Origin of the sequence: Paenibacillus sp. FSL R5-0519 (genome assembly GCF_037974275.1) — a bacterium.
GTDB lineage: Bacteria > Bacillota > Bacilli > Paenibacillales > Paenibacillaceae > Paenibacillus.
This window is the reverse complement of the sequence record NZ_CP150234.1, coordinates 3,179,465-3,206,366: the sequence shown is the minus strand read 5'-3', so window position 1 is coordinate 3,206,366 and position 26,902 is coordinate 3,179,465. Positions and strand designations below refer to the sequence as shown.

The window sequence follows — 26,902 nt, the reverse complement described above, 5'->3', positions numbered from 1 at the left end:
CCGTTGGTGTCTGGGCGAGGCCCACGCCGGCTGTCCAAGCTGCGGAGGCACTACATATTCATATCAATGAACTAGCTCGTTCACGAGATCATGTATCAAACGTCTCACCCACATAATGAAACGAGTGAATATGCGTTTTGGTCAGTTCGATCACATTGTTGATAAAAACATCACGTGATTCATGATATCCGCTTAATATCCAATTGTTCAATAGTCCAAAAAAACCGTAGGCGGTATAGTACTTGAAGTAGTCCATGTTCACCGGGGAGTTATTGATGGTCTCAAAGACAAACTGTTCCTGATAGATTTTGAGTATAGTTTGGGGGAAACCTGTATGTAGACCGGGTAACGTGTCATCGTATTGAATCAGTTCGAAGAAGTCTCGGTTTTCATAGATATAATCCACGATTTGAAAAGATTCGGCATCCAGCTTGTTAGTTGAAACCTTTTGACCGTGCCAATAGGGCCTACCTACCGCCCCCCTTAATCCTTGAAGTGTTGTACTCAGTAATTCTTCAGCGAGAAGATATTTGTCCTGGTAGTGTAAATAAAACGTGCTGCGATTGTAACCCGCCTGATCAACGATATCCTTGACAGACACACCATGGAATCCTTTTTTCTTGATGAGCTGAATCAGAGCAGTTTTTAGGTGCTCCTTGGTTCGATTACGATGTTGAGCTGTCACAATAAGTTCATTATTCATTCAAAAAAACTCCTATAAATATAGACATATTTTTATGAAGTGTCTACGAGGTAGACACTTGGTCATATCTTAATGATTGGAATGTTACAATTTTAAGCATAGAATTAGTTTTGTAAACATCATATAGCACTATTTATATAGGCACTATTCAAAATATTATACTGGGGGATTTATTCATGGGCAAACTACAGGATAAAGTAGCAATTATTACAGGAGGAGCATCCGGAATCGGTGCAGCAACAGCTCGCCTGTTCGTTTCCGAGGGAGCCAAAGTGGTTTTGGTCGATCTGAATGAAGAAAAAGGCAAGGCGTTCGAACAGGAACTGAAAACGCTTAATACGGAAGCTCTCTTTATCAAAGCAAACATCACGAGTGAAGAAGAGGTTGCCGAGATGTTCAAACAAACCGTCCAAGCCTTCGGTCAAGTGGATATCGTATTCAACAATGCGGGAATCGGACGAGTTCATCCAACGCATGAGCTTGACTACGCCGAATGGCGTAATACGGTCAATGTTGATCTGGACGGCGTTTTCTTGGTTGCGCGGGAATCAATTCGCGAGATGCTGAAAATTGGCGGCGGCACAATCGTCAACACGGCATCCATGTATGGATGGGTTGGTTCTCCTGGTTCAGCGGCTTACAATGCAGCTAAAGGTGGCGTTGTGAATCTGACTCGTTCCCTCGCGCTGGAGTATGCTGAGCAGAATATTCGGGTGAACTCCCTTTGCCCAGGCTTCATCGATACACCGATTATCCCGGAAGAGAGCAAACAAGCACTTGCTGCATTAACACCGATGAAACGTCTGGGTCAGGCAGAAGAGATGGCGAAAGCTGTTCTGTTCCTGGCTAGCGACGATTCTTCATACATGACAGGTAATAGCCTGATCATAGATGGAGGATACACTGCGCAATAAGGGCAGCAGTTGTCACGAGACAAAAGTTCGGTTCCATTAAAAGTCGCTTTTATAGCGGCTTTTTTTATTTTATCAGTTACCGTGCCGTACAAGTTCACAGTCAAGCAAAAGGACATGTTCCAAATGCCAAATGTATACTTCTGTGGGAAGACAAAGATTGAACGTTGAAGAGCTTGACGGTTGACGAGCACACAGCAGTTAGCTATTCATAATAGATGGCCTCATAAGGAAACTCCAACTTATTCAAGCGATATTCTTTGGGTGACATGGACATATATTGCCGAAACACTTTGCCGAAATAGCTTGGGCTCTCAAAGCCGCATTGTTGACCAATTTGGGAAATCGGAAGTTCCGTTGTGCGGAGAAGTCTAACCGCCACCTCAATGCGTCTGTCTTTGAGATAGGCGAGCGGTGATGTTTTCTCCGATCTCTGAAATAACCTGCACAAGTAGTGTTTATTGATATCGCAATGGCTTGCGAGCAGATCCAGCGTCAATGGGGAAGCATAATTCTCCCGGATGAACTTTTTACATTTCTCAATCGTTGTTATGGAAAGGGCACCAATATCCCTCTCCGCATCCCGACTCGTCTGTACCAAGATTAGCAACCAACGATAGATTTGCATAGACAAACGATACTTGTCGGTGACTTTCTCCTGATGAATCAAATGGATGATTTGCCATAACTCTTGAATCAAGGGAGAATCTGCGTTTCGTCGAATGACATGTCCCTCATTATCATGAATCATATCCCAAATTCGGTTGGCTTCATCCCCGCGAATGTTAATCCATATAAATTCCCATGGTTCGTTGTTCTCTTGTTTATAGTAATAGCAATGTTCTCCGGAGATTTTAACAAGCAGGGCATGTCCCTTGGGTAAAGGAATCGTTTGATTATCAATATCCAGATAACCCTGACCATTAAGTGTGTATTGAAAAACAACGTGTCCCGGGTCAGGTCTATCATCACTGGGACAACGATATTCCTCGCTCGAAACGATCTGCCATCCAATAGAGTCCAGTGTCATGATTGATGTATCGTCATTACGAAAAGCGTAAGATACCGTATGAACCATACGTGAATCTCCTTCCTGAAAAAGTCAATTATTTTATATAATACGTCACATTTTTTAGATTGTCTGTCTTTTTTAAGACCTGTAAGATAAATGTAAGCGGTAACATAAAGAGGAGGTGGCTGTAAATTGTATTCATATGACAACAAGCAGGGCAGGATCGAACTGATGATTCTAAAAACGAATTTTTAGATAAGGAGGCGTTAATCGAATGATCCGAAGAACTGTTTCCATCCAGAAATCGATGTTTGTATCTTTTTTAGCACTCCTTATGGTTATTTCTCTGGCTGTTCCTCCAGCACCGATGCGTGCAGAGTCTTCTTCAAACAACATGCCGGGTCGCCAAGCAGAATACCTGAACCGGGGGTTGGTTGCGGTTCTTGTAGACAACGGTATTTTTCTGAGCTGGAGGTATTTAAACAACGACCCAGATGATATCGCTTTCAATATATATAAAAACGGAACCAAAGTGAATACGTCGCCCATAAGCGACGTGACAAACTATGTCGACACCACGGGTTTCGACAGCTCGCAATATCAGATTTCCACTGTTGTTTCAGGTAAGGAGCAGATGCAGCCGGAGGTTGTATCGGTCTGGCATAACAATTATCTGCCTATTCCGCTGGAGAAACCGGCCGACGGACGGACCAAGGACGGCGGAACCTACAGCTATTATGCAGGTGATGCTTCGGTAGCTGACTTGGACGGGGATGGCGAATATGAAATTGTCTTCTTGTGGAGTCCGAGTAACTCCAAGGACAATTCGCAGGCCGGTTATACGGGCAACGTCTATATCGATGCCATCAAACTGGATGGCACGAAGCTGTGGCGAATTGACCTGGGCGTAAACATCCGTGCCGGAGCGCACTACACACAGTTAATGGTGTATGACCTGGATGGCAACGGAAAGGCCGAGGTTGTTGTTAAGACAGCGGACGGCACGAAGGACGGCCAAGGCACAGTTATTGGTGACGGGACGAAGGATTATCGTAATGAGGGCGGATACATACTGTCAGGGCCGGAATATCTCACGCTGTTTGACGGTGAGACTGGCGCAGCCGTATCCACGGTGAATTATGATCCGCCAAGAGGCAACGTAAGTGATTGGGGGGACGGGTATGGCAACCGTGTAGACCGTTTTCTTGGCGCGATTGGTTATCTGGACGGTACGAAACCAAGCGTCGTGATGAGCCGGGGTTACTATACCCGCACTGTGCTTGTTGCTTATGATTATGTTGGTGGAGAACTCGTCAAACGCTGGGCGTTCGACACCAACGAAGCAGGATCACAATATCAAGCACAGGGCAACCACAATCTGAGTGTACTGGATGCAGACCATGACGGCAAGGACGAGATTATGTTTGGCGCCCTAGCTATAGACGATGACGGCAGCTTGATGTACAGCACCGGACTTGGACACGGTGATGCCATGCACGCCGGTCAGCTTGACCCGAATCGGGATGGCTATCAGGTCGTCAGTGTTCACGAGCATTCAGATGCGGCGTATGGACTGGAGATGCGCGATGCGTCCACAGGTGAAATCCTCTGGGGTGAGAAAACAGGTTTTGACACCGGTCGCGGGATGTCGGCGGACATCGATCCGAACTATCCGGGCTACGAATCATGGGCCACGACCGTTACCAACGGGCAAAGTGTGCCTGTAACCAATACCTACTCTGCTGCAGGAGATGCGATCTACACGGTGGACGAAGGGCCCAAAACTGCCAACTTCGCCATCTGGTGGGACGGAGATCTTCAGCGGGAGCTGTTTGACCATCAGTGGGATAATAGTACTGCCAAAGGAATTCCACTCATTTACAAATGGGATTACGAAAATAAAAAGCTGAATGAAATCTTCCGGGCAACCGGTACGTTAACAAACAATCATACCAAAGGTAATCCGGCGCTTCAGGCGGACATTCTGGGCGACTGGCGTGAAGAAATTCTGCTGCGGAGCGAAGATAGCTCGGAATATCGTCTCTACACAACGACCATTCCTTCGGACTATCGCATCCCTACGCTGATGCAGGACCCTGTGTATCGACTTGGCGTAGCATGGCAAAATGTATCTTACAATCAGCCGCCTCACACCGGCTTTTATCTCGGAGCAGAAGCTACAGCATTCCCGAAAGCCGATCTGGCGCTGACCCGCGAAGCAGAAATGCCTCAGCAGGTTTACCGTTTTGATTTTGGTACAGAAACAGCGTCAGGAAGTACGGCTATACAGGACACATTATATACACAAGAGAATGGATACGGCTTCAAGGATGCAAGCGGGGTTACCGTAGGTACAAACGAGGTTTCGGTTGTGACAGGTACGACATTTGCTATTGACCTGCCAAATGCCAACTATAAGGTGACGTTGCGATTGGGCAGTGATGCGCATAACTCCAACGTGGGGGTCAAATCCGAATTCGTTCAGAAGCTCACCGTAACAAATGTGACAGCGGGAGCACCGCTCGAGTATTCCTATGATGTTGCATTGGTGGATGGACAGCTCGATTTCTTGTTCACTGGTACAGCCATAGACATCCAGGATATCCTGATCGAAAAATATCCAGAGAAAGTGGCCGGTGCGGCAACAACGATCTATATGGCCGGTGATTCAACCATGCAAACGTACAGTGAAATGCAGGCTCCTCAAGAAGGATGGGGCCAGCAATTCGGACGTTATTTCTCTAACGGTGCAGTTATCGTGAACGATGCGATCGGTGGCCGAAGCAGCAAATCATTTATGGTAGATGGTCGTCTGGATACGATCCTGCAACGAATCAAGCCTGGGGATTTCTTCTTCATTTCCTTTGGTCATAATGACGCCAGTGCAGGGATACCGGATCGGTATGCTTCACCGGAGGACTATAAGATCTACTTGGCTCGTTATATAAACGGTGCTAAACAGCGCGGTGCTACACCGGTATTGCTCACACCGGTTGGACGCCGGGATTTCAATACGGTGACTCAGGAATTCAATGTCAGCTTCCCGGCATATGTGCAGGCAGCGAAAGAAGTGGCGGAGGAACTTGACGTGCCGCTGATTGATCTTAGCAAGTTAAGTATTGCGTACTACGACAAAATTGGTAATACAGCTACAGAAAAAGTATTCCTATATGCTAATCCGGGTGAATATCCAAAATACCCGAATGGAATCAACGATAATACTCATTTTAGCAGTTATGGTGCACAGAAAATTGCCGGTCTCGTTGCTGGTGCGGTCAAAGACATGGAGCTGAGTATCTCATCGCTGGTCATTGACCCTGATATTTCCGAACCCGAACCAGAGCCGGAAACCCAGCTTTATGAGGAGGATTTTGAAGGCGACTCTTCGGGCTACCAGTATGCGATGGTCAATGCCACGGGTATTGCAGGAACCATGGCGGGAACGGTGGTTGAACAGTCCGGGAATAAGGTACTGTCTGTCACAGGGTCTGGATCAGGCAATCGGGCCAAGGTGTTCCGTCTGTTTGATGCCGTAAACGGCGATCAGGTAAAGGTAAACTTTGACTGGCAATCCGGTAATGTGAGTGCCTATCCGTCAGAAGGTCACCTCACGGTCCAGGATTCCAACGAAAATGCCCTGTTCACACTGTACACCAAAACCGGAAGTACCAAAATTCATTATTATATCGGTGCATATAATCCGGACTACGGCACAGGAGATACAGCTATACCCGAAGGGGGAACGGCTACCGAGATTTCCAAGAACCAGTGGGTCACTGTGGATGCAACCGTTAATTTTGCAAAGAAAACGTTGGATCTCACATTAACAGATGTGGCGAATCCGACCGTTACACAAACGATTAAAGATATCCCTATGAGTTCCATCGCATATGCCGACAACGTCAGAGCGATTCGATTCCTCGGAACAAGAAAAGGCGGTGGAGGCACGTTGAACTGGACTACCCAGATCGACAACGTGCGGATTGAAGGCACGCAGCTTCCTTCGGAGGGTGGCGATCAGACGGCATTAATCGCTCTGTACGATGAGATTAAAGCACTGGATCTGTCGGATTATACAGATGCATCAAAGGCTGTGGTGAACCGGGCTTTGACAGCAGTGGAAGCGATATTTAATACGGAAGCCACTCAGGCTCAAGTTGACCATGCGTTTAACATGTTAACTGTGGCAAAGGATTCATTGACAAGTGAACCAAGCGAAGAGATAAGTGAATACCGATTTGATTTTGGTTCCGGCGGTGCTGCCGAAGGATACATCAAGGTAGATGCCAAGAGAGCGTACATCGAAGGCAACGGTTACGGTTTTGCCGATACTGCACTGACCAAAGATGAGAACCGGGAGACCGGGGATGCGCTCAAAGAGGATTTCACACGAGTAAATGGCACCTCTTTCCTGGCGGAATTGGAGCCGGCCAATTATCGGGTAACGATGACCATCGGGGATGCAGAGGAATCAACTAGCGCAAATGTTGTTGTGGAGCAAATGACCAAGTTGCCACTCACAACCGTTGCCAAGGGCGAATTCAAAGAAATTACGTACGATATCGCTCTGATTGATGGGGTATTTAACTTCAACTTCACCGGAAATGCACCGAAGATCAATGCGCTGAAGCTGGAGCGTCTGCCAGATCACAGCGAAAGCGATAAACCTGTTATATATTTGGCGAGCGATTCAACTGTGGCTAATTACGCGGAGAGCTACCGTCCGCAAGCAGGTTGGGGCGAAACGTTGGGTGAATATTTTGATGCAAATGAAGTCAGCATTGATAACCGGGCAGTTGGAGGTTTGAGCAGCAAAACCTTCCTGGTCGGCGGATATCTGAACGATATTCTGCTCGACATTCACGAAGGCGATTATCTGTTCATGCAGTGGTCTCATAACGATTCCACACCTTCACGTCCGGAGCGATATCTTACGCCCGAGCAGTTTAAGGTATATCTGAAAGAATACATTAACGGTGCACTCCAGAGAGGTGCTATTCCGGTTCTGGTCACACCAGTGAATCGTCGTGATTTTACCGGAGAAGTGCTGAACAAAAGCTTCCCGGAATACGTACAGGCGATGAAAGAAACGGCGCAGGAAACGGAAACCCTCATCATCGATCTGAATCAGGCTAGTTGGGAGCATTTTCAGGAACTTGGCACTGAAGGAACCAAATCGATATTCATGTGGGTAGGTACAACCGAAGACAACACACATTTGCAGATGAACGGTGCAATCAAGGTGTCTGAACTCGTGGCACGCCTTGTCAAAGATTTAAATATCCCTTTATCTGATTCTGTCACGCTGGAAGGGGAATCACCGGAGCAGCAAGCCCCACATACTGCGGCAACTGTGGAAGGAGAATCGCAGAACGACTGGTATACTTCTCCTGTACAAGTGACCTTTACAACAACCGATGAAGACTCCGAAATCGAAGGGACCTATTATCAAATCAATGGTGGCGAAACGGTGAGTGGCACGCAGTTGACCCTAGCTGAAGAAGGTACACATACGATCACCTACTGGAGCGTCGATGTTGACGGTAACAAAGAGAGCAAACAATTGTTGTCCATATCCATTGATCTCGTACCACCAACCATTGAAATTCATGGTCAAACCGAGTACACCATTGATCAGCACGTGGAAATTGGCTATATCGCTTCTGATACGGCATCCGGTGTGGCTGAACCGGAGGGTGTGCTTCTGGACACTCCGGCGTATACACTGGAACCCGGCCTAAATCAGGTTACGGCAACCGTCTCCGATGTGGCTGGGTGGGAACAGACGGTAGAATATCGTTTTGCGGTTATTGCTACATTCGACAGCCTGATCAATCTGACCAATGCCTTTGCTGATGAATCGACTGATGCGAATGCCAACGTTCTTGCTGATCAGCTCTCAAACACGTTACAGCTGGCCAAACAGGCGGCAAACAATCGTGAAGGAGCTAAAGCGCGTCAACTGCTCGCATCCTACGGTACTGACGTTCAAGCAGCTAGAGGAACTATATTTACAGATGAGCAGGCAAGTGTGCTGATGAAGTGGGAGGAATGGCTCCATCAGGCAACGCCACTCGCAAACGGGGCCCCTGGCACTCCAGTGTTATCTGATAATAATGGTTATGACACGGGGCTCAAAGACGGGGATTATACCGTCACGATGAATCTGTGGTGGGGAAATAACGGCAATCAGTTCAAGCTGTATGAGAATGGTGAACTGATTAAGGACATTTCACTGGGGGATCAATCCCCCTCCGCCCAATCCGTTCAAGTTGATATTACCGGCAAGAAAAATGGTACCTATATCTATACCGGGGAATTAATCAATGCACTCGGTACGACCATGAGTGTTCCGCTGACAGTTGTCGTCACGGACGCTTCCCCGGGGCAAGCCGTTCTGTCGCATGACAATTGGGACGGTGACGGCAACTATAATGTCACCATGAATCTATGGTGGGGAACCAACGCAACTGAATACGAACTTTACGAAAATGGTGTATCGATTGACACACAATCGCTGCAATCACATTCACCTGGTGCTCAGTCTGCGGCTACCGCAATCTCTGGAAGGGCACCTGGAATCTATGAATATGAAGCTGTGCTTCGTAATCCTTCAGGGGAAACCAGATCAACCAAATTAAATGTGACGGTGCGCGAGTAGCTGAGAGGTTTGAGGCATTCCATTATCCACAATGAAATAAAGTAGGTTAGGTATATAAAAAAAGTGCTATTCCTCATCCATTCGAGGAGTAGCACTTTCTACTTATTTTGCGATAAAATTGTAAAGAGAGTCCATTTTGAGGGAAGAAGGTGCACTTTGAGCAGCAAAATCCATGAATTTATGATTTGGGCTGAGTCAAACGGTTGGACCATAACTCAGAAATCGAATTGTCATTTAGATTTAGATGTTAGTTTCATAACTAGATACAAAGTTATTCCTGAAGAATATTTAGATTTTTTACATGTTATGGAACAATGCATTACACCTGATGAAAAGACATGGTTCCTTTGTGAGAGTGAATACAAAAATAGCTCAGATGCTGATTTTCAATGGAATGAATTTGAACTGCTCAGCTTGGAAGCAGCAAACGAAGACGATCAATGGAGATCAGAAATAACGACATGGTGGAATCATTATCTACCAATCATGATTTCTGTTAACAGTGTTTATTCCTTCTATGCTATTGACTTATCCAATGAAATAGGAGCGATCGTATATGGAGAAGAACCAGAATTTGAAGAAATTAAAAAAGTGGCTAATCATCTGAATGAGTTTATGGAACTCATTATGTCGAAATCGATAGCACTTTATTGAGCAAATTTCGATCTCTTTTAGAGAACTTCATTTATTAATCTCTTAGATCTTACCATCCACTATGAAAGCGTTTGACTTATTTGAATATCAATCTATAATGATGAAAGGAAATTGGACTTGGAGCAAGCTTCCATACACAGGAAGCTTGCTGTTTCATTTTCAGAAGGAGAATAGGACCCCATGACTCTTAAAAAAAGAATATTTTTACTGTTCTTTCTCAGTGCGTTTATCCCTTTCATCAGCATATTTGCAATCTCTTATTATACTATTGACTCCATCTTCGCCAATAAAATTGATGATGGCATCCGTAGCAATTTACAGCAGGTCACGTCCTCATTGGAGAATTCAATCACCAATATGAATCACGTTACCCAGCAATTGTCCTACAGGGGAACTTTGGGCAAAAGCATGGATGAATTCTTGAATCCGTCCTCTGATATCTTTCAATTGATTGAGGCCAGGGACGAATTAAAGAGCGAGTTAAGTGTAGTCACATTTACCAATCCCAACATCGGACTGACGCTATATTACTTTGATAAAGAAGGTACAACGCAGTTTAGCAACTTTCCAATCAAGGATCGTTTATCTTTTGACTCTTTACCTGTGCTCTTCCAAACCTATGGCATTAAATACTATGGCCCTCATATCAGTATGAACCGATTCGATGACCAACTCGTTCTGTCCGCTATGCGAAAAGTACAACTCTCCACAAGGGACGATGTGTACATTTACGTGGAGTCCGGCTTTCGGCTTACACAGGATATCTTGGGTTACAATCAATACAACGGCGCATTATCTCACCTCATCCTGGATGGTACAGGAAACATTGTGTACAGTGAGATACCGGAGGCCATGAAGGTCGGCGAGAATTTCTCCAGCTTAACAGCCGATCCTGCGAAGGACGGAATATCCCGAGGGTATCACTGGTTCAAGGAGGATTCCTCACAGAAGTGGAGTGTCGTATCGATCATTTCGCAGGCTCAATATCAACAGGAGAAAAACCAGTGGTTGCTTCAAATTTTGCTGGTCGCTTTATTTTTCCTCGGCTTTACCGTGTTTCTCGCTTGGCTCCTGTGGAAGATGGTATACAAACCACTCGGGCTGTTCCATTCGGAAATCGATGGGATGTCCAAGAATCCTCAAACGACCGGGAGCCGAGCTCGTACTCAGATTCCCGAATTTGATTTTCTGCTCGGTGAATTTTCGAATATGCAGCATCAGATTGGTGACCTCTTCAAGGAAGTTCAGCAGAAAGAGAAGATTCGTGCAGACCTGGAAGTGGAAAAACTGCTCTATCAGATCAACCCGCACTTTCTGATGAATACACTGGATACGGTGCACTGGTTGGCCGTCATGAATGGTCAAGGGGAGATCGACAAGCTGGTGCAATCATTGAACAAGCTGCTTTATTACAATTTGGGCAAATTAGGGCAAGTATCCACGATGGAAGAGGAGATTGATGCGTTAAGACAATATCTGATCTTGCAGCAAATTCGCTATGACTTTGAATTTGACGTCCGCATTACTGCAGATGAACAAGTGCTTCAAATTCCTGTGCCCCGCTTTATTCTGCAACCGCTGGTTGAAAATTCGTTATATCATGGATTGAGTGACGAAGGTTTTATTCAGATTGAAGTGACATGCACTGCAACGCTGAACATTATGATACAAGATAATGGTGCAGGCATGACTGAAGAAACCATTCATAATCTGCTAAACAATCGTGTAGCTGAACAACAAAAAGTAGGGATGGGCATCGGGCTCAATTACGTTCACCGCATGTTGAAGGCACAGTACGGGGACCAAGCACAACTGGTGATCGAGAGTGAATTGGGGACAGGGACAAGCATCCTGCTCGTACTGCCTATTAAAGGAGAAGATATCTCGGCATGATTAAGGTATTAATTGTAGATGATGATAAGTTGGTACGCAAAGGCATTAGCTCTGCGATGCCATGGAACGAGTTCAGCATGGAGGTTGTAGGAGAGGCAAGTAACGGGGCGAAAGCACTGGATTTCCTGAAAACCCAACCGGTCGATCTGATGCTGACCGATCTTGCGATGCCCGTTATGTCAGGGATTGAACTGATGCGAGCTGCGAGGCAGCTTTATCCGGAACTTCATATCGTTGTGTTAACCCTGCATCAGGATTTCGATTATATCCAGGAAGCACTTAGACTCGGAGCCATTGACTATATAGCCAAAGTCCAGCTGGAGAAAGAACAATTCGAGCATGTTTTGCAACGGATACATACCCGAATCAACGGGTTGACGAACACGATCAGAAAGATGCCTTCGCAGAATGAAATCAACGTCCATTATCAACATGTGTATGCACTGGTTTCACAGGATCGCAAATCAGAGCCTAAGTGGCCAATGGAGATAACTGCACATGAATATGAGATTAGGTGGGAGGTTGAGCGTAATAGCTGCATGTGGGCTGTTCGTCCATCGGAAGAGGATCAACTCTTTCATCAATTGAAAGAATTGTTGCATCATGATGCCCATAGTACGTTGTTGGTTTTGTCTGATGTACAAGAGCGCACATGGTCACAGATCAAAAACTGGATTATGAATTATACAGATACGTCATTTTTCTATGCGTACAACCCCAATAACCAAGTCATTACCGTTTCGATGAATGAGGACAACACAAGTTTAAAAGAACCGCATGATGAAGATATCGATCGAATTAAGCAAAGTTGGTTCCAGACACCATGGACCCACAACGACAGTTACTACAATCAACTCATTGACCAGTTTATATCATTACGATTACATAAAGGTCAGTTGATGGGATTGCTGTACTCGATCGTTATGGAATGGAACCACCTTTTTGCCCAAACTACGCTTGGAAGAATCGCCATGATTCATTCTTTTGAGTCCTGGTACGAGGTTGAAGCATGGATCAAGCAGACAGCTGCAAGCATTCAAAAAGCAGATGCCCAGACTTCCTATTCGCAGGAAATCATCGATGCCGTTAAGAAAGCAGTGAGGATCATGCAAAATGATATGGAGCAGGCCTATACAGCTTCAGGTCTGTCGCAACAACTCAACATCAGCCGAAGTTATTTCAGTCAATGTTTCAAAGATCTGATGGGTAGAACCTTTAATGAGTACTCCCGATATATCCGGGTAGAGAAGTCCAAAGAGTATTTGCTCAATACAAATAATACGATTTTCTGGATTGCGGAGCGAGTGGGATATACGGATGAAAAGTATTTCAGCCGCATTTTCCGCGAACTGACAGGTCTTCTGCCAAGCGAATATCGGCAGCTGGGTAGAGGAAATAAATAGCCGACAGCCTCCTGTTTTAGGAGCTGCCGGCTTTTGTTTTTGATTAAAAGTAAGGGTGGTTAGACGAATGTAGATCCGTAAGTAGGGTAAATGCTCACAAGTTAACCATACTTCATAATGCGGACTGAAAAATTGTAATCATATCTCTATCCAAACGGACGTGTATTCCCTATCACGATGGGACTTCACTCCATTTTATAATGAAAGCGCAAACACAAATATTAAACATCAGAAAAAGGGGAATCGAACTAGATGAGAACAAAATGGTCCATGAAAAGCAATCGGTTGACAAAACGTCTGGCCGTGCTGTCCATGTCTGCCTTAATGGTTGCTGCCTTGGCGGCATGTGGAGACTCTTCCACTCCTCCTACTGCAGAAGAAGCAGGCAAATATGAGGTAACGCCGGGAGATTCGTTCAGTGCCTATAAAGACGAAATTACCGTTACCATAGGACGGGTAACCACAGCCAACCCGAAACTGCCAGCCGGTGATACCTATGAGAATAACGCGTATACTCGGCTGGTCAAAGACACGTTTAACGCTCAGATTTCAGATCAATTTGAAGCCAATGGCGAAGATTATAGCCGTCAGGTTTCGCTCGCCATCGCATCTGGGGAATTGCCAGACATGATGCGTGTTGATTCCAAAGATGAATTAAAAGAGCTGGTGGATAATGATCTGATTGAGGATCTGACAACCATATATGATCAATATGCTACGGATAATATCAAGCAGATATACGATTCCTATGATGGCCGTGCATTAGAAAATGCGACGATTGACGGACGTTTGATGGGACTTCCGGCGACTTCTCTGGATTCTGCACCCACGATGGTTTGGGTTCGTCAGGATTGGTTGGATCTGCTCGGGATTCAACTTGATGCAGACGGAGACGGTGCCATCTCGCTCGATGAAGTAGAGAAAACGGCACAGGAATTCCTGGAAAGAGACCCTGGCCAATCCGGAAACCCGGTAGGTATCCCCTTTGTGAACACGATGAATACAACAGATTACAATGGCTCTGCATATACGATGCTGGGTGTGGCCTCAACTGAAGGAGCCTTCCCACAATATTGGATGAATGGTGAAGACGGCAAAATCGTGTATGGTTCCACGACAGAAGCAACGAAGAAGATGCTCGGTATCATGGCGGATTGGTTCAAGAATGGGATCATTGACCCGCAATTTGGAACCCGCACGTTTGACGATATTACCGCACTCTACGCCAATGGCCAAAGCGGTATTGCTTTTGGACCGTGGCATATCCCTGACTGGGGACTGATCAGTGCGAAACAGATGGATAAAAATGCGAAATTCTCGGCTTATACGCTGGAGGACGCAAATGGCAAAGTTAACGTGGCGCATGCCAATCCATCCAATCAGTTCATCGTGGTGAGAAAGGGATATGAACACCCTGAACTGGCCGTTAAGATTCTTAACCTGTTCTACGATAAACTGGCCAATGATAAAGATGCCGCTACAACCATGCCGGAAGCTGCCAAGTACCAGGAGACCGGGGTAGACGGATCTACAAGACCTTTTAATATCGAAGTCAACTCGGCTACATCGCTGCTGGATGATTACTCTGACGTTGTTCGTGGGATCAAAGGTGAGATTGGTTTGGATGAGGTTCGCACAACCGAATCGAAAAACAATATCGGCAGCATCAAAACTTATTTGAGCGACATGGATACGGATGATGTGACTGCTTGGTCCAAATATCATTCACGGATCAACGGTGTTGGACTAATCGACAAATTGACACAGGAAAAGAAATTCGAATGGATGACACCTGCTTTCTCTGGAACCACAGCAAGCATGAAACAGACGTGGGCCAATCTGACGAAGCTCGAACAGGAATCGTTTATCAAAATTATAACGGGTTCAGAACCTTTGGATTACTTCGATACATTCGTGAATAACTGGAAAAAACAAGGCGGTGATCAAGTCATTCAGGAAATTGAGGACGAGATCGCATCCAAACAATAACATCTATGAACAGTAGCGGGGCTGCGATACGCAGCCTTTCTTCAACGAAAGGGGTTCATTCATGAAACAGGGAAATATGAAAGCGAGAGGCCGGCTTGGCCCAGGAGCCATGTACCATATGATGATGCTGCCAGGCATTTTGTTTTTGCTGGTATTCAGCTATGTTCCAATGGTCGGCATCATTACGGCTTTTCAGGACTATATACCAGCCAAAGGCATGTTTGGCTCTGAATTTGTAGGGCTGAAACATTTTACTTATATGTTCAAGCTGCCGGATATCGCGCAAGTCGTCAGCAATACATTGGTGATAGCGGTTGGCAAGATTTTGCTGGGAACGATGATGGCCATCATTTTTTCCGTGTTGTTAAATGAAATTCGTGTCAAATACGTTAAAAAATCGGTGCAGACGATCGTTTATCTACCCCACTTTCTATCCTGGGTTGTACTGGCATCGGTCGTTGTCAACATGTTCAGTTTGGATGGCATTGTGAATCAAATGCTCGCGTTCTTTGGCCTAGAAAATATTAATTTTCTTGGCAGCAACACCTGGTTCCAGCCACTGATTATCGGTACAGATGTATGGAAAGAGTTTGGTTACAGTTCCATCGTCTATTTGGCTGCGATCACGTCGATTGATCCCGGTCTGTATGAAGCGGCAGGTATGGATGGAGCCAGTTGGTGGAGAAAAGTATGGCATATCACCTTACCAGGCATGCTGCCTATTATTCTGCTCATGGGCGTAATGAGCCTGACCAACATTTTGAGCGCCGGTTTCGATCAAGTTTATAATCTGTATAATCCGGTTGTCTATGAGTCGGGCGATATTCTGGACACCTATGTCTATCGAATTGGTCTCGTAGGGCGACAGTATAGCTTCGGTACGGCTGTTGGCTTGTTTAAGTCCGTAATCGGTATTGTTTTGCTGATGTCTGCCAACCAGTTGGCTAAAAAATATACGGATCGAAAAATATTCTAAGGAGGCCAAACCTGTGTCCTATTCAGCAAGCTTCAAAGAACGAACTGGCCGGTTTGTCATCTATGCCATTGTGATTATGCTGGCATTGATCTGCCTTCTTCCGTTATGGAATATCGTTGCCATATCATTCAGCAGTAGCGAGGCGGTATCTGCCAATGCAGTAGGTCTCGTTCCGGTCAATTTTACAACAGCAGCGTATACCAAAATTATCGATGATGCTCAGTTTTGGCGTTCCTTTGGCATATCTGTTCTACGTGTCGCACTTGCCCTTGTGCTTAATATGATTCTGATTATTTTGATGGCTTATCCGTTATCCAAATCGAAGCGGGAATTCAAAGGCAGAAACATTTATATGAATATCATGATTTTTGCCATGTTGTTCAGTGGAGGTATGATTCCGACTTACCTGCTGATCAAAAACCTGGATATGCTAAATACGATATGGGCACTTGTTCTGCCAGGCGCTGTTCCGATTTTCAGTGTCATCCTCGTGATGAACTTCTTCTCTGCTGTACCTAAAGCGCTTGAAGAAGCAGCGTTCATTGATGGGGCCAATCCGCTTCAAGTCTTGTTCAAAGTGTATGTTCCCGTGTCCATTCCAGCGCTGGCGACAGTTGCCTTGTTCAGTATTGTGGGGACATGGAATGACTTCTTCAGCGGTCTGATCTATATGACCAAAGTCAGCAATTATCCGCTAATGACCTATATTCAATCCCTTAACGTGAATATTGCCGATTTGCTTCAAGCCGGTACGAATTCCAGCGAGCTCAGCAACCTGACTGAAATTTCTAACAAAAACCTGAACGCAGCCAAAATCGTTGTCGCTGTTATCCCGCTGTTGCTGATTTATCCGTTACTGCAAAAATACTTTGTGACGGGCATTGTCGTCGGATCGGTCAAAGAATAACGTTAAGGAGGTTCAATGAACATGGAAAATAAAAAATGGTGGAAAGAAACCGTTGTGTATCAAATATATCCGCGGAGCTTTCAAGATAGTAACGGAGATGGCATCGGCGACTTGAAGGGCATTGTATCCCGATTGAATTATTTGCAGGAACTCGGCATTGGTGCGATCTGGTTATCACCTGTGTGCAAGTCCCCTCAGGATGATTACGGTTATGATATTTCAGATTATCAGGATATCGATCCGATGTTTGGGTCTTTGGAAGATATGGAAACGTTAATTCTTGAAGCGAAGAAACGAGATATTCGGATAATCATGGATCTGGTATTGAACCATACATCGGATGAACACCCCTGGTTTCAAGAGGCCAAAAAAGGCAAAGACAATCCATACCATGACTACTACGTCTGGAGAGATGGTGTTGAAGGAACCCCTCCGAACGACTTGGGGTCCACCTTCGGTGGTTCAGCTTGGGAATGGGTGCCTGAGATCGGGCAATATTATTTACATCTATTTTCCGTCAAACAGCCAGATCTCAACTGGGAAAACCCGAAAGTCCGGCAGGAGATATACAACATGATCAATTGGTGGATCGACAAGGGTGTTGGTGGTTTCAGACTTGACGTTATCGACTTAATTGGCAAAGAACCGGATGCAAAGATTACGGGCAACGGACCAAATCTGCATAAATATATCAGGGAACTAAGCAAGGAGACGTTCCAAAACGCGGAAGACCTTCTGACCGTAGGTGAGACATGGGGCGCCACTCCGGAAATCGCCAAACTGTACAGCAACCCGGACGGCAGCGAGTTTTCAATGGTATTCCAATTTGAACACATCAGTCTGGATGAACAAGAAGGCAAAGGAAAGTGGGCTCTTAAACCTTTGGATGTGTTGGAATTGAAAAAAGTGCTGTCCAAATGGCAGACGGAGCTAGGGGGCGAAGCCTGGAACAGTTTGTTCTGGAACAACCACGATCTGCCCCGAATTGTCTCTCGTTGGGGGAACGATGGCGAATTCAGAATCGAATCGGCTAAAATGTTGGCTACCCTTCTTCATGGCATGCAGGGCACGCCTTATATTTATCAGGGTGAAGAATTGGGTATGACGAATGTACAATATGCGATTGAGGATTATCGAGATATTGAATTGTTGAACTTTTATAAGGAAAGAATGGGGAAAGGTTATCCTGAAAGCAGCGTGATGGAGTCGATCTACGCCAAGGGTCGCGATAACGCACGAACACCTATGCAGTGGGATACTTCTGATAACTCAGGTTTTACACGAGGGGAACCTTGGATTAAGGTAAATCCGAATTATAAGCATATCCATGCCGAGCAAAGTTTGAATAACCCCGAATCCATATTCCATTATTACCGGAAGTTGATTCAACTTAGAAAAGACCATGAAGTCATTGTATATGGTGATTATGAGCTGATCTTTCCAGAAAACCCAGACGTGTTTGCCTATACCCGCACGTTGAATGGTACTACGATTCTGGTGGTGTGCAATTTCCAGGGGGATACAACCGAACTTTCGCTTCAGGAGCATTTAACAAAGTCCAATCAGCTTTTGATATCCAATTATACAGGTGAGCTCTCCGAGAGCATATTACGTCCATATGAAGCAAGAATGTACCTTATTCATAATTAAAGCATACTACGTAATATGTTATATAATTGTCAGTTCTCAAGAAAGAAGGATTATATTCAATGAAAAGAGTATGGTGGAAAGAAGCAGTAGCCTATCAAATCTATCCGAGAAGTTTTATGGATTCCAACGGAGATGGTGTTGGTGACATTCAGGGGATCATATCCAAGCTGGATTATATCCAAGATCTCGGTATTGATCTGATCTGGATCTGCCCAATGTATAAGTCACCCAACGATGATAATGGTTATGATATCAGTGATTATTGTTCCATTATGGATGAATTCGGCACGATGGCAGACTTTGACCAATTACTGCATGAAGTGCATCACCGCGGCATGAAACTTATTATGGACTTGGTGATTAATCATACAAGTGACGAACACCCGTGGTTTATTGAATCCAGAGCTTCGCTGGATAACCCCAAACGAGACTGGTACATCTGGAGAGATGGGAAGAACGGAGAGGAACCGAATAACTGGGAGAGCATCTTTGGCGGTTCTGCCTGGGAATATGATGAAGTCTCCGGACAGCACTATCTCCATCTGTTCTCCAAAAAACAACCGGATTTGAATTGGGCGAATAAAGATGTTCGTAAATCCATATATGAAATGATGAATTGGTGGCTGGATAAAGGGATTGATGGGTTCCGTGTGGATGCCATTAGCCATATTCACAAGGAAGAGGGCCTCTTGGACATGCCTGTTAAAGAAGGCTTCAAATACATCTCTTCTTTTGAAAAACATATGAATGTGAAGGGAATCCAGAGTTATCTGCAAGAAATGAAAGAGAATACATTGTCCAGATATGACGTCGTGGCTGTTGGGGAAGCGAACGGAGTAAGGGTCGAAGACCAGGAAGATCTGCTGGATTGGATCTGTGAAGTCAGAGGGAAATTTAATATGGTTTTCCAATTCGAACATCTAGACCTTTGGAAAAACAGTACGGACAGAGAACTGGATATCCCCAAATTGAAAAACGTCTTGACCAAGTGGCAGAAATCCCTGGAAAACGTCGGTTGGAATGCTTTGTTTATTGAAAATCATGATCAGCCCCGCAAAGTTTCATCTTGGGGAAATGACAGTGCGTATTGGTATGAAAGTGCCACTGCGCTTGGTGCCATGTACTTCTTCATGCAAGGCACACCTTTCATATATCAAGGGCAAGAAATAGGCATGACCAACGTGGCTTACCCTTCCATAGAAGATTATAACGACATCGCCGATCGGAATATGTATCAGATCAAAAGTGAAGAGGGGATGTCTCACGAAGAGATCATGAACATCATCTGGGCTTCAAGTCGTGATAATTCCAGAACGCCGATGCAGTGGTCTTCGTCCAAAGAGGCCGGGTTTACCACCGGTACGCCATGGTTAAAAGTGAATGATAACTACGTCAATATTAATGTAGAGAAACAACTTCAGGAACCACGTTCCATCCTTCACTTTTATAAACGAATGATTCAGCTGCGAAAAAAACACGATACGTTGACTTACGGTATCTATGAACTTCTTATGCCGGATCATCCGAGTGTATATGCATATACACGTACACTGGCAGACCAACAGGTGCTGGTTGTCATCAATCTAACCGAACATATCGTGGAGCTTGAGGAAGATGAGCTTGGCCTCAACTTCTCGGAGATCTGGCTTACCAACTATGAGAGTGGCATGCTGCCACTGGTGTTGCGACCGTTCGAAACAATCGTTGGTTTAAGCGATAACGTATAAGCAGGAAACGTAAAAAAGCGTCTATATCATGTTCTGAATGATATAGACGCTTTTTAATTGTTGTGTGGCGGGAGTATCGGAATTCGCCAATAATTAACCATTACACTGGTTAGCCACATGAAATTCAGCGCAGAAAGTTAGTTTTATTGATGGAGAACATCCGCATATTCAGAGATACGTTCGAAACGTCCCTTGGCAAAAGGGCATAAAGGTAAAATCTTAATACCGTTTTCCCGCACATATTCAACCATAGCTTTGATAAGTTCATCCCCAAGCCCTTGTCCCCGGTATGCATTTTCAACCAATGTGTGATCAATAATGTATAGTTCTGGACTTGAAATTACATACGTCATTACCGCAGCAATGTCGCCGTTATCATGAATAAGAAATCTCTTATTGGCAACTTCATGTTCTACATTATGCATGTTCATCCTCTTTCTTTGTTGAGTCTTCATCGTTCAAAAGCTTGTACGTCAATGCTCCGCTTGGACACGTGTCGATATGACGGGCAATGGCCTCCGAAGTCTCACCATCAGGATCAACCCAAGGACGCTTGCTCAAATCAAACACAGCAGGGAGGCCCATTACGCATATACCGGAATGAATGCAGACATCCGAATTAAACATGACCTCGATATCCTTACCGTAGTATACCTTTTGTTTACTCATAATTACTCACATCTTTCACGGTTGAGTTTTGTTTACATATCTATAGTTCAGTCTTACCTGGCAAGCAGTATTCTGCCTGCCTTTCGATGTCCGAATTATAAATGAGGAATCCTTAATTAGTCAACGTGACAAAACTCCTATTACGTTGGTGGATTTGATTTAGTGACCTCAATCTGAAATTGATCGGAATAGGATTTGAGGTTGCCAGCAAGGCCAGCGAGCTGCCCGGAGATGTTCGACAGTTCACTCGCCGATCGCTGCCCCTGTATTAAAGCCTGTAAGTGCTACAAATGGATTGTGCTTGGTGGTAAACAGTGTTACTCTAAAAGTCTGTGTTCGACAAATTATTTAATGATGATCACCAATTTAGGTATAAAGAAAGGTAACATGATGATAAAAGTTGATAACCTGTCCTTCTCATTCCCGCAAAAGGAACTATATCAAGATATTTCATTTACGCTTGAAGAGGCACAACATTGTGCTTTCATAGGAACAAGTGGCAGTGGGAAAAGTACACTGATCGATATATTGATGGATCCGGAAAGATATTTGTTCGATGGCAAGTTAGAGATAGACCCCGATTGCAAAATCGGGTATGTGAGTCAGTTCTCGCAAGTAGATAACACGAAAGAAATGACCGTTTTTGAATATATCGGAGAAGAATTCATCAAGATACAAGATGAAATCACAGCCCTTTATGCGGAAATGGCAACGACATCGGATATGGATTCGCTGATGGATAAAGTTCAATTGGCTTTGGATGCCTTCCAGGCCATGGACGGGGATAATTTCGAAAACACCATTAATAAACAGCTAAATCTGGCTAACCTCATGAAGCTAAAAGACCTTGATGTATCCGAATTAAGCGGCGGGGAATTCAAACTTATTCAAGTGATGAAGGAAATGCTGAATCGTCCAGACTTAATGATCATGGACGAACCCGATGTATTTTTAGACTTTGAAAACTTGAATGCACTTAAAAAATTGATTAATACCCACAAAGGTATGCTGCTCGTTGTTACGCACAATCGCTATTTATTGAATCATTGTTTCAATAAAATAATACACCTTGAAAACACGGAGATCCAAGAGTTTGATGGGCGATACATCGACTATAACTTCTCGCTGCTTCAGACGAAGATCGAGTTACAAGAAATTGCAGTTGCTGAAGCTGAAGAAATTGAGAGATACGATCACATCATCGACAATCTTAGAGAGATCGCCACTTATAATTCGGAAGCCTCGAGAGGCAGAGCGTTAAAAGCCAGAGTCAGGTTTCAAGAGCGCTTGGAAGCACGTCGAATTAAAGAACCCTTTGTCGATATCAAGCAGCCGAATATCCGTTTTGATATTGATAAGGAAATGCAAGATACCGTTGTTGTTAACGTCAATAACTATAGCGTTTCCTTTGACGAGTTGCTTTTGGACCATGTGAACTTTGAGATCAAATCGACAGATAAAGTAGCCCTGATCGGTCCAAACGGTACCGGAAAAACGACCTTACTCCGTGAAATCTTCCAAAACAATCAGGATTCTATTGAAATAAATGCTGATGCTACAGTGGCTTATTTATCTCAGTTTCAAGGTGAAATGCTTAAGGATTCGAATACCATACTAAATGACTTTATTGATGCCGGTTTTCAAACGTATGATGAGATTAGATCGCATCTTGTGCACTATGGCTTCGAAGGAGAAATCCTTGATCAGAAGATAGAGTCTTTATCTGGTGGTGAAAAAAACATGCTCCAATTGGCTAAAGTTGCTGCCAGTCAAGCGAGCGTATTGCTTCTTGACGAACCGACAAGCCATTTGGACATCTATAGCCAAATCGCATTGGAGAAAGCTATTGAGGACTACAAAGGTGCGATTCTCATGATTTCTCACGACTTCTATTCGGTTGTAAATGGTATGGATTATGTTTTGATTATCGAGGACAAGACGATTACTAAAATGAGTATTCAAGAATTTAGAGAGATGATATATACGAGTCATTTTAATGAAGACTATCTTGAAACGGAACAAAAGAAAAAGTCTGTTGAACTGAAAATCGAAATGGCTCTAAAAGATACTAACTTTGAACTTGCAAAAAGTCTGGTAGATGAGCTGGAAAAGCTGATTAAGTTGCTTTAGACAGCTAATTAGTTCATAAATTAAATCCCCCTGTATGCGGATTAATCCGTATACAGGGGGATTTCTTCTAGAAACAGCTAAACGAGCTGATTCGCTGCAGATCAATGCCGGTGTATAGCCAGAAGAAGCCATTCCAGCGGAACCCAGCCACCGAATTTCTACCTACAAATACCGGGTACATCCAGAAGCCGGGACCACGATCCGGCCAAATATATGTGTAACGAAACAGACAGCCAGATATGGCTCTTGGATCAACTGCAAATAACGATGCGGGTTGCTGTGGAATGAATGATGGTGGCGGCCCGGTAGGTGCTTGCACGCCTTGTGGTCCACCGCCTCCACCACCGGGGAACGATGGCGGACCAGGCATTCCACCGGGTCCTCCTGGTCCCCCAGGTCCACCAAACCCTCCGCCAGGTCCAAAAGGAGGTAAAAATGTCATATCACATCACTCCTGTTCATTAGTCTAATGTATTGTATGTAGGCAATTGAGCAGGGGAATGGGTGGGAGCCTATAGAAGGCCGCTAATTATAATGAAACGATCACAGCCGAAATGCTATTCCAGCAGTTCTAACTTTTAATAATATCTATAATTTGTTTTAGCGCCTTTTTGGCTTCAGGGATGGGGAATACCGGGAATACGTGATTCATTTTTGGATACTCGATATAATTGATATCTACAGATTGCCGGGCAGCTTTTTCTTTGAATTTACGTGCATCCGGAAGGAAAAATTCATGGGTCCCGATAAACAGGGAGATTTTACCCAGGTCTTTGATCTCACCATGAAGCGGGCTGACCAAGTAGTGAGAGAGTGGCAGTTCACCTGCATATAATTTACCAGCTTCAACAAGCATGTCCCAGTTTAGCATTGGCTCATCATCAATCATTGTAATGACTTCGGGACTGCTCAATGTAATGTCAAGCCATGGAGATAACAGAATGATATCCTTGGGCTGAGGTAACCCTTGTTCTGCCAAATATTGCGCAAAGGCCAGCGTAAGGCCACCGCCCGCAGAATCACCCATAATGGTGATATTTTGCGGTTTGGTTATTTTCAAGATATGCTGATAGATGCTCAACACACATGCAATTGCATCCATACACGGATAGTTTGGCGCTTTTGGATACACTGATGCATATACCGTACAATTTAATTGCTCCGTCAATTGATTCAGGAAATGCCAGTGCCATGTCAGTGGCTGCTCAACGAATCCTCCGCCAGGCAAATATAGAACAATCCGTTCATCAGATTGAGTGTTGGATTTCAAAATATAAGTATCTACGGGGAGGCTCTGATCCTTGGTAATGTTGTATTTGTGCTTAAGCTTCACAGGGACTTCATAGGGAACGCTATTACTCTTTCTACGTTCTTCCATAAATTCATGTACATTCATTTTTCTTTTCGTCATTTTGAGCAACAATTCTACAAGAAAACTTCGAATACTACGCATACTATCGACCTCCTTAGACAAATCATACTTGATTATAATTATAAAATATATTTAATAATATTTTAGTATCATAAACAATTAATTAAGGATAGGAAGAATGAGATGAATATTTCCCAGCTTCAATATCTAATATCTGCTGCACAATTCGGTTCATTTACCAAGGCAGCAAGTGTACATCATCTAACCGTGCCAACAATTAGCCAATCCATCAAACAGCTTGAAGAAGAGATGGATACCATCATTTTTCACCGCACCAAAAAGGGCGTTTCTCCGACAACAGAAGGGGAGTTGATCCTGAAACATGCAGCAGCTATTCTAAAAAATATAGACAGTATGCACCAAGAATTGCTCATGTTAAAGGAAGATCATATGGAGAGCATTACGATTGCAACCATTCCCGGTTTTGTTCCGCAAGTCGTTCAGGCAACGTTAGAGCTAATGCAAAGTTATCCAACGCTTAAGGTGCAGATGATTGAAGGAGATACTCAGACCGTCATGAAGCAAGTACAGGAAGGTTACGCGAACATGGGTTTATTATCCTACAGTAAAAGTCAACAAAATTCTACGTTTGAATGGGTCCCGATTGTAGAGGGCAGTGCTGTAATCATTATGAATACAAGCTCACCACTGCGTTATTTCAAAATGATATCTCCAGAAACCTTGGAGAACGAAGTGTTTGTTCTATATAAAGATGAACATATCGAAAATATTGCCCATGATCTGATGTCTGCAAGTGCTGGCAATCGAATATCTCTAATTACGAATAATACTGATGCGTTGGGTCAGATGGTTGTTAAGGGCAATGCAATTACAATTGCTCCCGATTTTATCGTTAATGCTTTGGCCTCCACCTATAAGGAACAATTGGTCACGGTTCCAATCCAACAGCTCGGCTCCGATAACAAACCCATACTGGGTAGAATTACAAAAGCGAATGAGCCAATCCCTATAATGGTTGAAGAATTTACAGCCAGACTTACGGATCTGGGTAATCATATTAGTCCCCAGATGAATTGAAGGACATACGGAGATATCGGCATCAACTTTTCTGTGCTTCTCACAGGAAAGTTGACTCACACCATAAAGTGATATACTTTTATATCAAATGATAATTTAAGTTTTTATATTTTCACAAAATACGAAGAGATTGGACGGATGCAGCTATGGTAATGCCTTCGAACATTAAATTAATGGTGGATAGCACTTCAGATTTATCAAAGGAACTGCTCGATCAGTACGATATCAGCGTTGTACCTTTATATGTCGTTATGGGCGCTCAATCGTACAAAGATAATATAGATATCATGACTGGAGAATTGTATCGTCGCTCAGATGAAGAGGGCATCATTCCCAAAACAGCTGCGCCATCTCCAGCCGATTTCATTCATTATTTTGAAAAATCACTCAAAGAAGGCAAACAAATCTTATATATCAGCATGTCATCCAAGGTGTCTTCCACTAACCAGAATGCACATATTGCAGCATCCGAGCTACCGCATGGGCAGGTTCATATCGTGGATTCCATGCATCTGTCTGCAAGCTATGCCATGCTGGTGGTACGTGCGGCAAGGGCACTTGAAGAGGGTTGTTCGCTTGAACATGTGATCAAGGATATTGAGAATGTACGAGAGAAGGTTAATATTGAGGTATTCGTGGACCGTCTGGATTATCTGTATAAGGGTGGACGGGTGAGCAGTTTACAGCATTTGATCGGGAATGTCCTTAAAGTCCGTCCTGTGCTGAATATTATTCAGGGAGAAGTGCGCTCTATTCGGAAGTATCGCGGGAAAATGGGAAAGGCTCTGGACGGAGTTGTACAAAAAATTGTTAGCCGTAAAGATGAGATTTGTCCAAACGTACTTATTATTGCTCAAACCTTTGCAGAGAAAATGACGGATAAACTGTATGCATCTCTGATGCAAACGAATCACTTTAAAGATATTATTCTTATTGAGGGCGGGTGTGTTATTGGCTCGCACACAGGTCCTGGTTCAATTGCTGTCAGTTATATCGATTTGTAAAACTCCATGTGACAGCTTTTTTCAAAATATCGGAGTAGAGAGTAGCCAACCACCTAAGTGGTTGGTTTTTTATATATTCAGAACCTTTATTCCAGAATTTAAGTGATATCTCCTATCTAGTGAAGTGTTGACAAAAACATATG

The 26,902-nt window shown here is 44.2% G+C and carries 19 protein-coding genes; 13 read left to right on the top strand and 6 right to left on the bottom strand.

Annotated elements, in window-relative coordinates; translation table 11 throughout:
- Positions 1-88: 88 nt before the first annotated feature.
- The gene (locus MKY73_RS14565; RefSeq protein ID WP_339308358.1) at positions 89-703 is read right to left on the bottom strand and encodes a TetR/AcrR family transcriptional regulator; all 615 of its coding nucleotides are present in this window, start codon (positions 701-703) and stop codon (positions 89-91) included.
- A 176-nt stretch (positions 704-879) separates the two neighbouring features.
- Between MKY73_RS14565 and MKY73_RS14560 the strand changes: the two genes are divergently transcribed.
- Positions 880-1,617, top strand: a complete 738-nt coding sequence (locus MKY73_RS14560; protein ID WP_339308356.1) for an SDR family NAD(P)-dependent oxidoreductase — start codon at positions 880-882, stop codon at positions 1,615-1,617.
- A 202-nt stretch (positions 1,618-1,819) separates the two neighbouring features.
- On the opposite strand, the gene MKY73_RS14555 is transcribed toward MKY73_RS14560, so the two are convergent.
- Positions 1,820-2,692: an AraC family transcriptional regulator gene (locus MKY73_RS14555; RefSeq protein ID WP_339308354.1), complete on the bottom strand. Its 873-nt coding sequence runs from the start codon at positions 2,690-2,692 to the stop codon at positions 1,820-1,822.
- A gap of 208 nt (positions 2,693-2,900) precedes the next feature.
- Between MKY73_RS14555 and MKY73_RS14550 the strand changes: the two genes are divergently transcribed.
- The 9 genes from MKY73_RS14550 (at position 2,901) to MKY73_RS14510 (ending at position 20,486) form a co-directional block, all read left to right on the top strand.
- Positions 2,901-9,287, top strand: coding sequence for a GDSL-type esterase/lipase family protein (locus MKY73_RS14550; RefSeq protein ID WP_339308352.1), 6,387 nt, complete (start codon positions 2,901-2,903; stop codon positions 9,285-9,287).
- 156 nt (positions 9,288-9,443) lie between these two features.
- On the top strand, positions 9,444-9,941 hold the full coding sequence (locus tag MKY73_RS14545) for an SMI1/KNR4 family protein (protein ID WP_339308350.1): 498 nt from the start codon (positions 9,444-9,446) through the stop codon (positions 9,939-9,941).
- A gap of 180 nt (positions 9,942-10,121) precedes the next feature.
- Entirely contained in the window at positions 10,122-11,834 is a 1,713-nt protein-coding gene (locus MKY73_RS14540) for a histidine kinase (protein WP_339308348.1), read from the top strand.
- Positions 11,831-13,237, top strand: coding sequence for a response regulator (locus MKY73_RS14535; RefSeq protein WP_339308346.1), 1,407 nt, complete (start codon positions 11,831-11,833; stop codon positions 13,235-13,237). The genes MKY73_RS14540 and MKY73_RS14535 overlap by 4 nt, the downstream gene beginning before the upstream one ends.
- Positions 13,238-13,489: 252 nt before the next feature.
- On the top strand, positions 13,490-15,226 hold the full coding sequence (locus MKY73_RS14530) for a sugar ABC transporter substrate-binding protein (RefSeq protein ID WP_339308344.1): 1,737 nt from the start codon (positions 13,490-13,492) through the stop codon (positions 15,224-15,226).
- A gap of 61 nt (positions 15,227-15,287) precedes the next feature.
- Complete coding sequence (locus tag MKY73_RS14525; protein ID WP_339308343.1) at positions 15,288-16,202, top strand: ABC transporter permease subunit; 915 nt, start codon at positions 15,288-15,290, stop codon at positions 16,200-16,202.
- Between the two features lie 76 nt (positions 16,203-16,278).
- Positions 16,279-17,109 carry a carbohydrate ABC transporter permease gene (locus tag MKY73_RS14520; protein ID WP_339261438.1) on the top strand — a complete coding sequence of 277 codons (831 nt, stop codon included), beginning with the start codon at positions 16,279-16,281 and terminating at the stop codon, positions 17,107-17,109.
- Between the two features lie 21 nt (positions 17,110-17,130).
- Positions 17,131-18,759 (top strand): alpha-glucosidase, encoded by a 1,629-nt coding sequence (locus MKY73_RS14515; RefSeq protein ID WP_339308341.1) that lies wholly within the window; start codon positions 17,131-17,133, stop codon positions 18,757-18,759.
- A 59-nt stretch (positions 18,760-18,818) separates the two neighbouring features.
- Positions 18,819-20,486 carry an alpha-glucosidase gene (locus tag MKY73_RS14510; RefSeq protein ID WP_339308338.1) on the top strand — a complete coding sequence of 556 codons (1,668 nt, stop codon included), beginning with the start codon at positions 18,819-18,821 and terminating at the stop codon, positions 20,484-20,486.
- A 143-nt stretch (positions 20,487-20,629) separates the two neighbouring features.
- On the opposite strand, the gene MKY73_RS14505 is transcribed toward MKY73_RS14510, so the two are convergent.
- Together MKY73_RS14505 and MKY73_RS14500 are read right to left on the bottom strand one after the other, a co-directional pair.
- Positions 20,630-20,911 carry a GNAT family N-acetyltransferase gene (locus MKY73_RS14505; protein WP_339308336.1) on the bottom strand — a complete coding sequence of 94 codons (282 nt, stop codon included), beginning with the start codon at positions 20,909-20,911 and terminating at the stop codon, positions 20,630-20,632.
- Complete coding sequence (locus MKY73_RS14500; RefSeq protein WP_339308334.1) at positions 20,904-21,155, bottom strand: (4Fe-4S)-binding protein; 252 nt, start codon at positions 21,153-21,155, stop codon at positions 20,904-20,906. The genes MKY73_RS14505 and MKY73_RS14500 overlap by 8 nt, the downstream gene beginning before the upstream one ends.
- A 390-nt stretch (positions 21,156-21,545) precedes the next feature.
- Between MKY73_RS14500 and MKY73_RS14495 the strand changes: the two genes are divergently transcribed.
- Positions 21,546-23,285, top strand: coding sequence for an ATP-binding cassette domain-containing protein (locus tag MKY73_RS14495; RefSeq protein WP_339308600.1), 1,740 nt, complete (start codon positions 21,546-21,548; stop codon positions 23,283-23,285).
- A gap of 67 nt (positions 23,286-23,352) precedes the next feature.
- On the opposite strand, the gene MKY73_RS14490 is transcribed toward MKY73_RS14495, so the two are convergent.
- A complete protein-coding gene (locus tag MKY73_RS14490) occupies positions 23,353-23,727 on the bottom strand; it encodes a collagen-like protein (RefSeq protein WP_339308332.1) in 375 nt (124 codons plus the stop codon).
- Positions 23,728-23,856: 129 nt separating this feature from the next.
- Complete coding sequence (locus tag MKY73_RS14485; protein WP_339308331.1) at positions 23,857-24,738, bottom strand: alpha/beta hydrolase; 882 nt, start codon at positions 24,736-24,738, stop codon at positions 23,857-23,859.
- Positions 24,739-24,840: 102 nt separating this feature from the next.
- Here MKY73_RS14485 and MKY73_RS14480 point away from each other — a divergent pair, with 102 nt between their 5' ends.
- Positions 24,841-25,755 (top strand): LysR family transcriptional regulator, encoded by a 915-nt coding sequence (locus MKY73_RS14480; protein WP_339308329.1) that lies wholly within the window; start codon positions 24,841-24,843, stop codon positions 25,753-25,755.
- A gap of 152 nt (positions 25,756-25,907) precedes the next feature.
- Positions 25,908-26,759: a DegV family protein gene (locus MKY73_RS14475; protein WP_339308327.1), complete on the top strand. Its 852-nt coding sequence runs from the start codon at positions 25,908-25,910 to the stop codon at positions 26,757-26,759.
- Positions 26,760-26,902 lie beyond the last annotated feature (143 nt).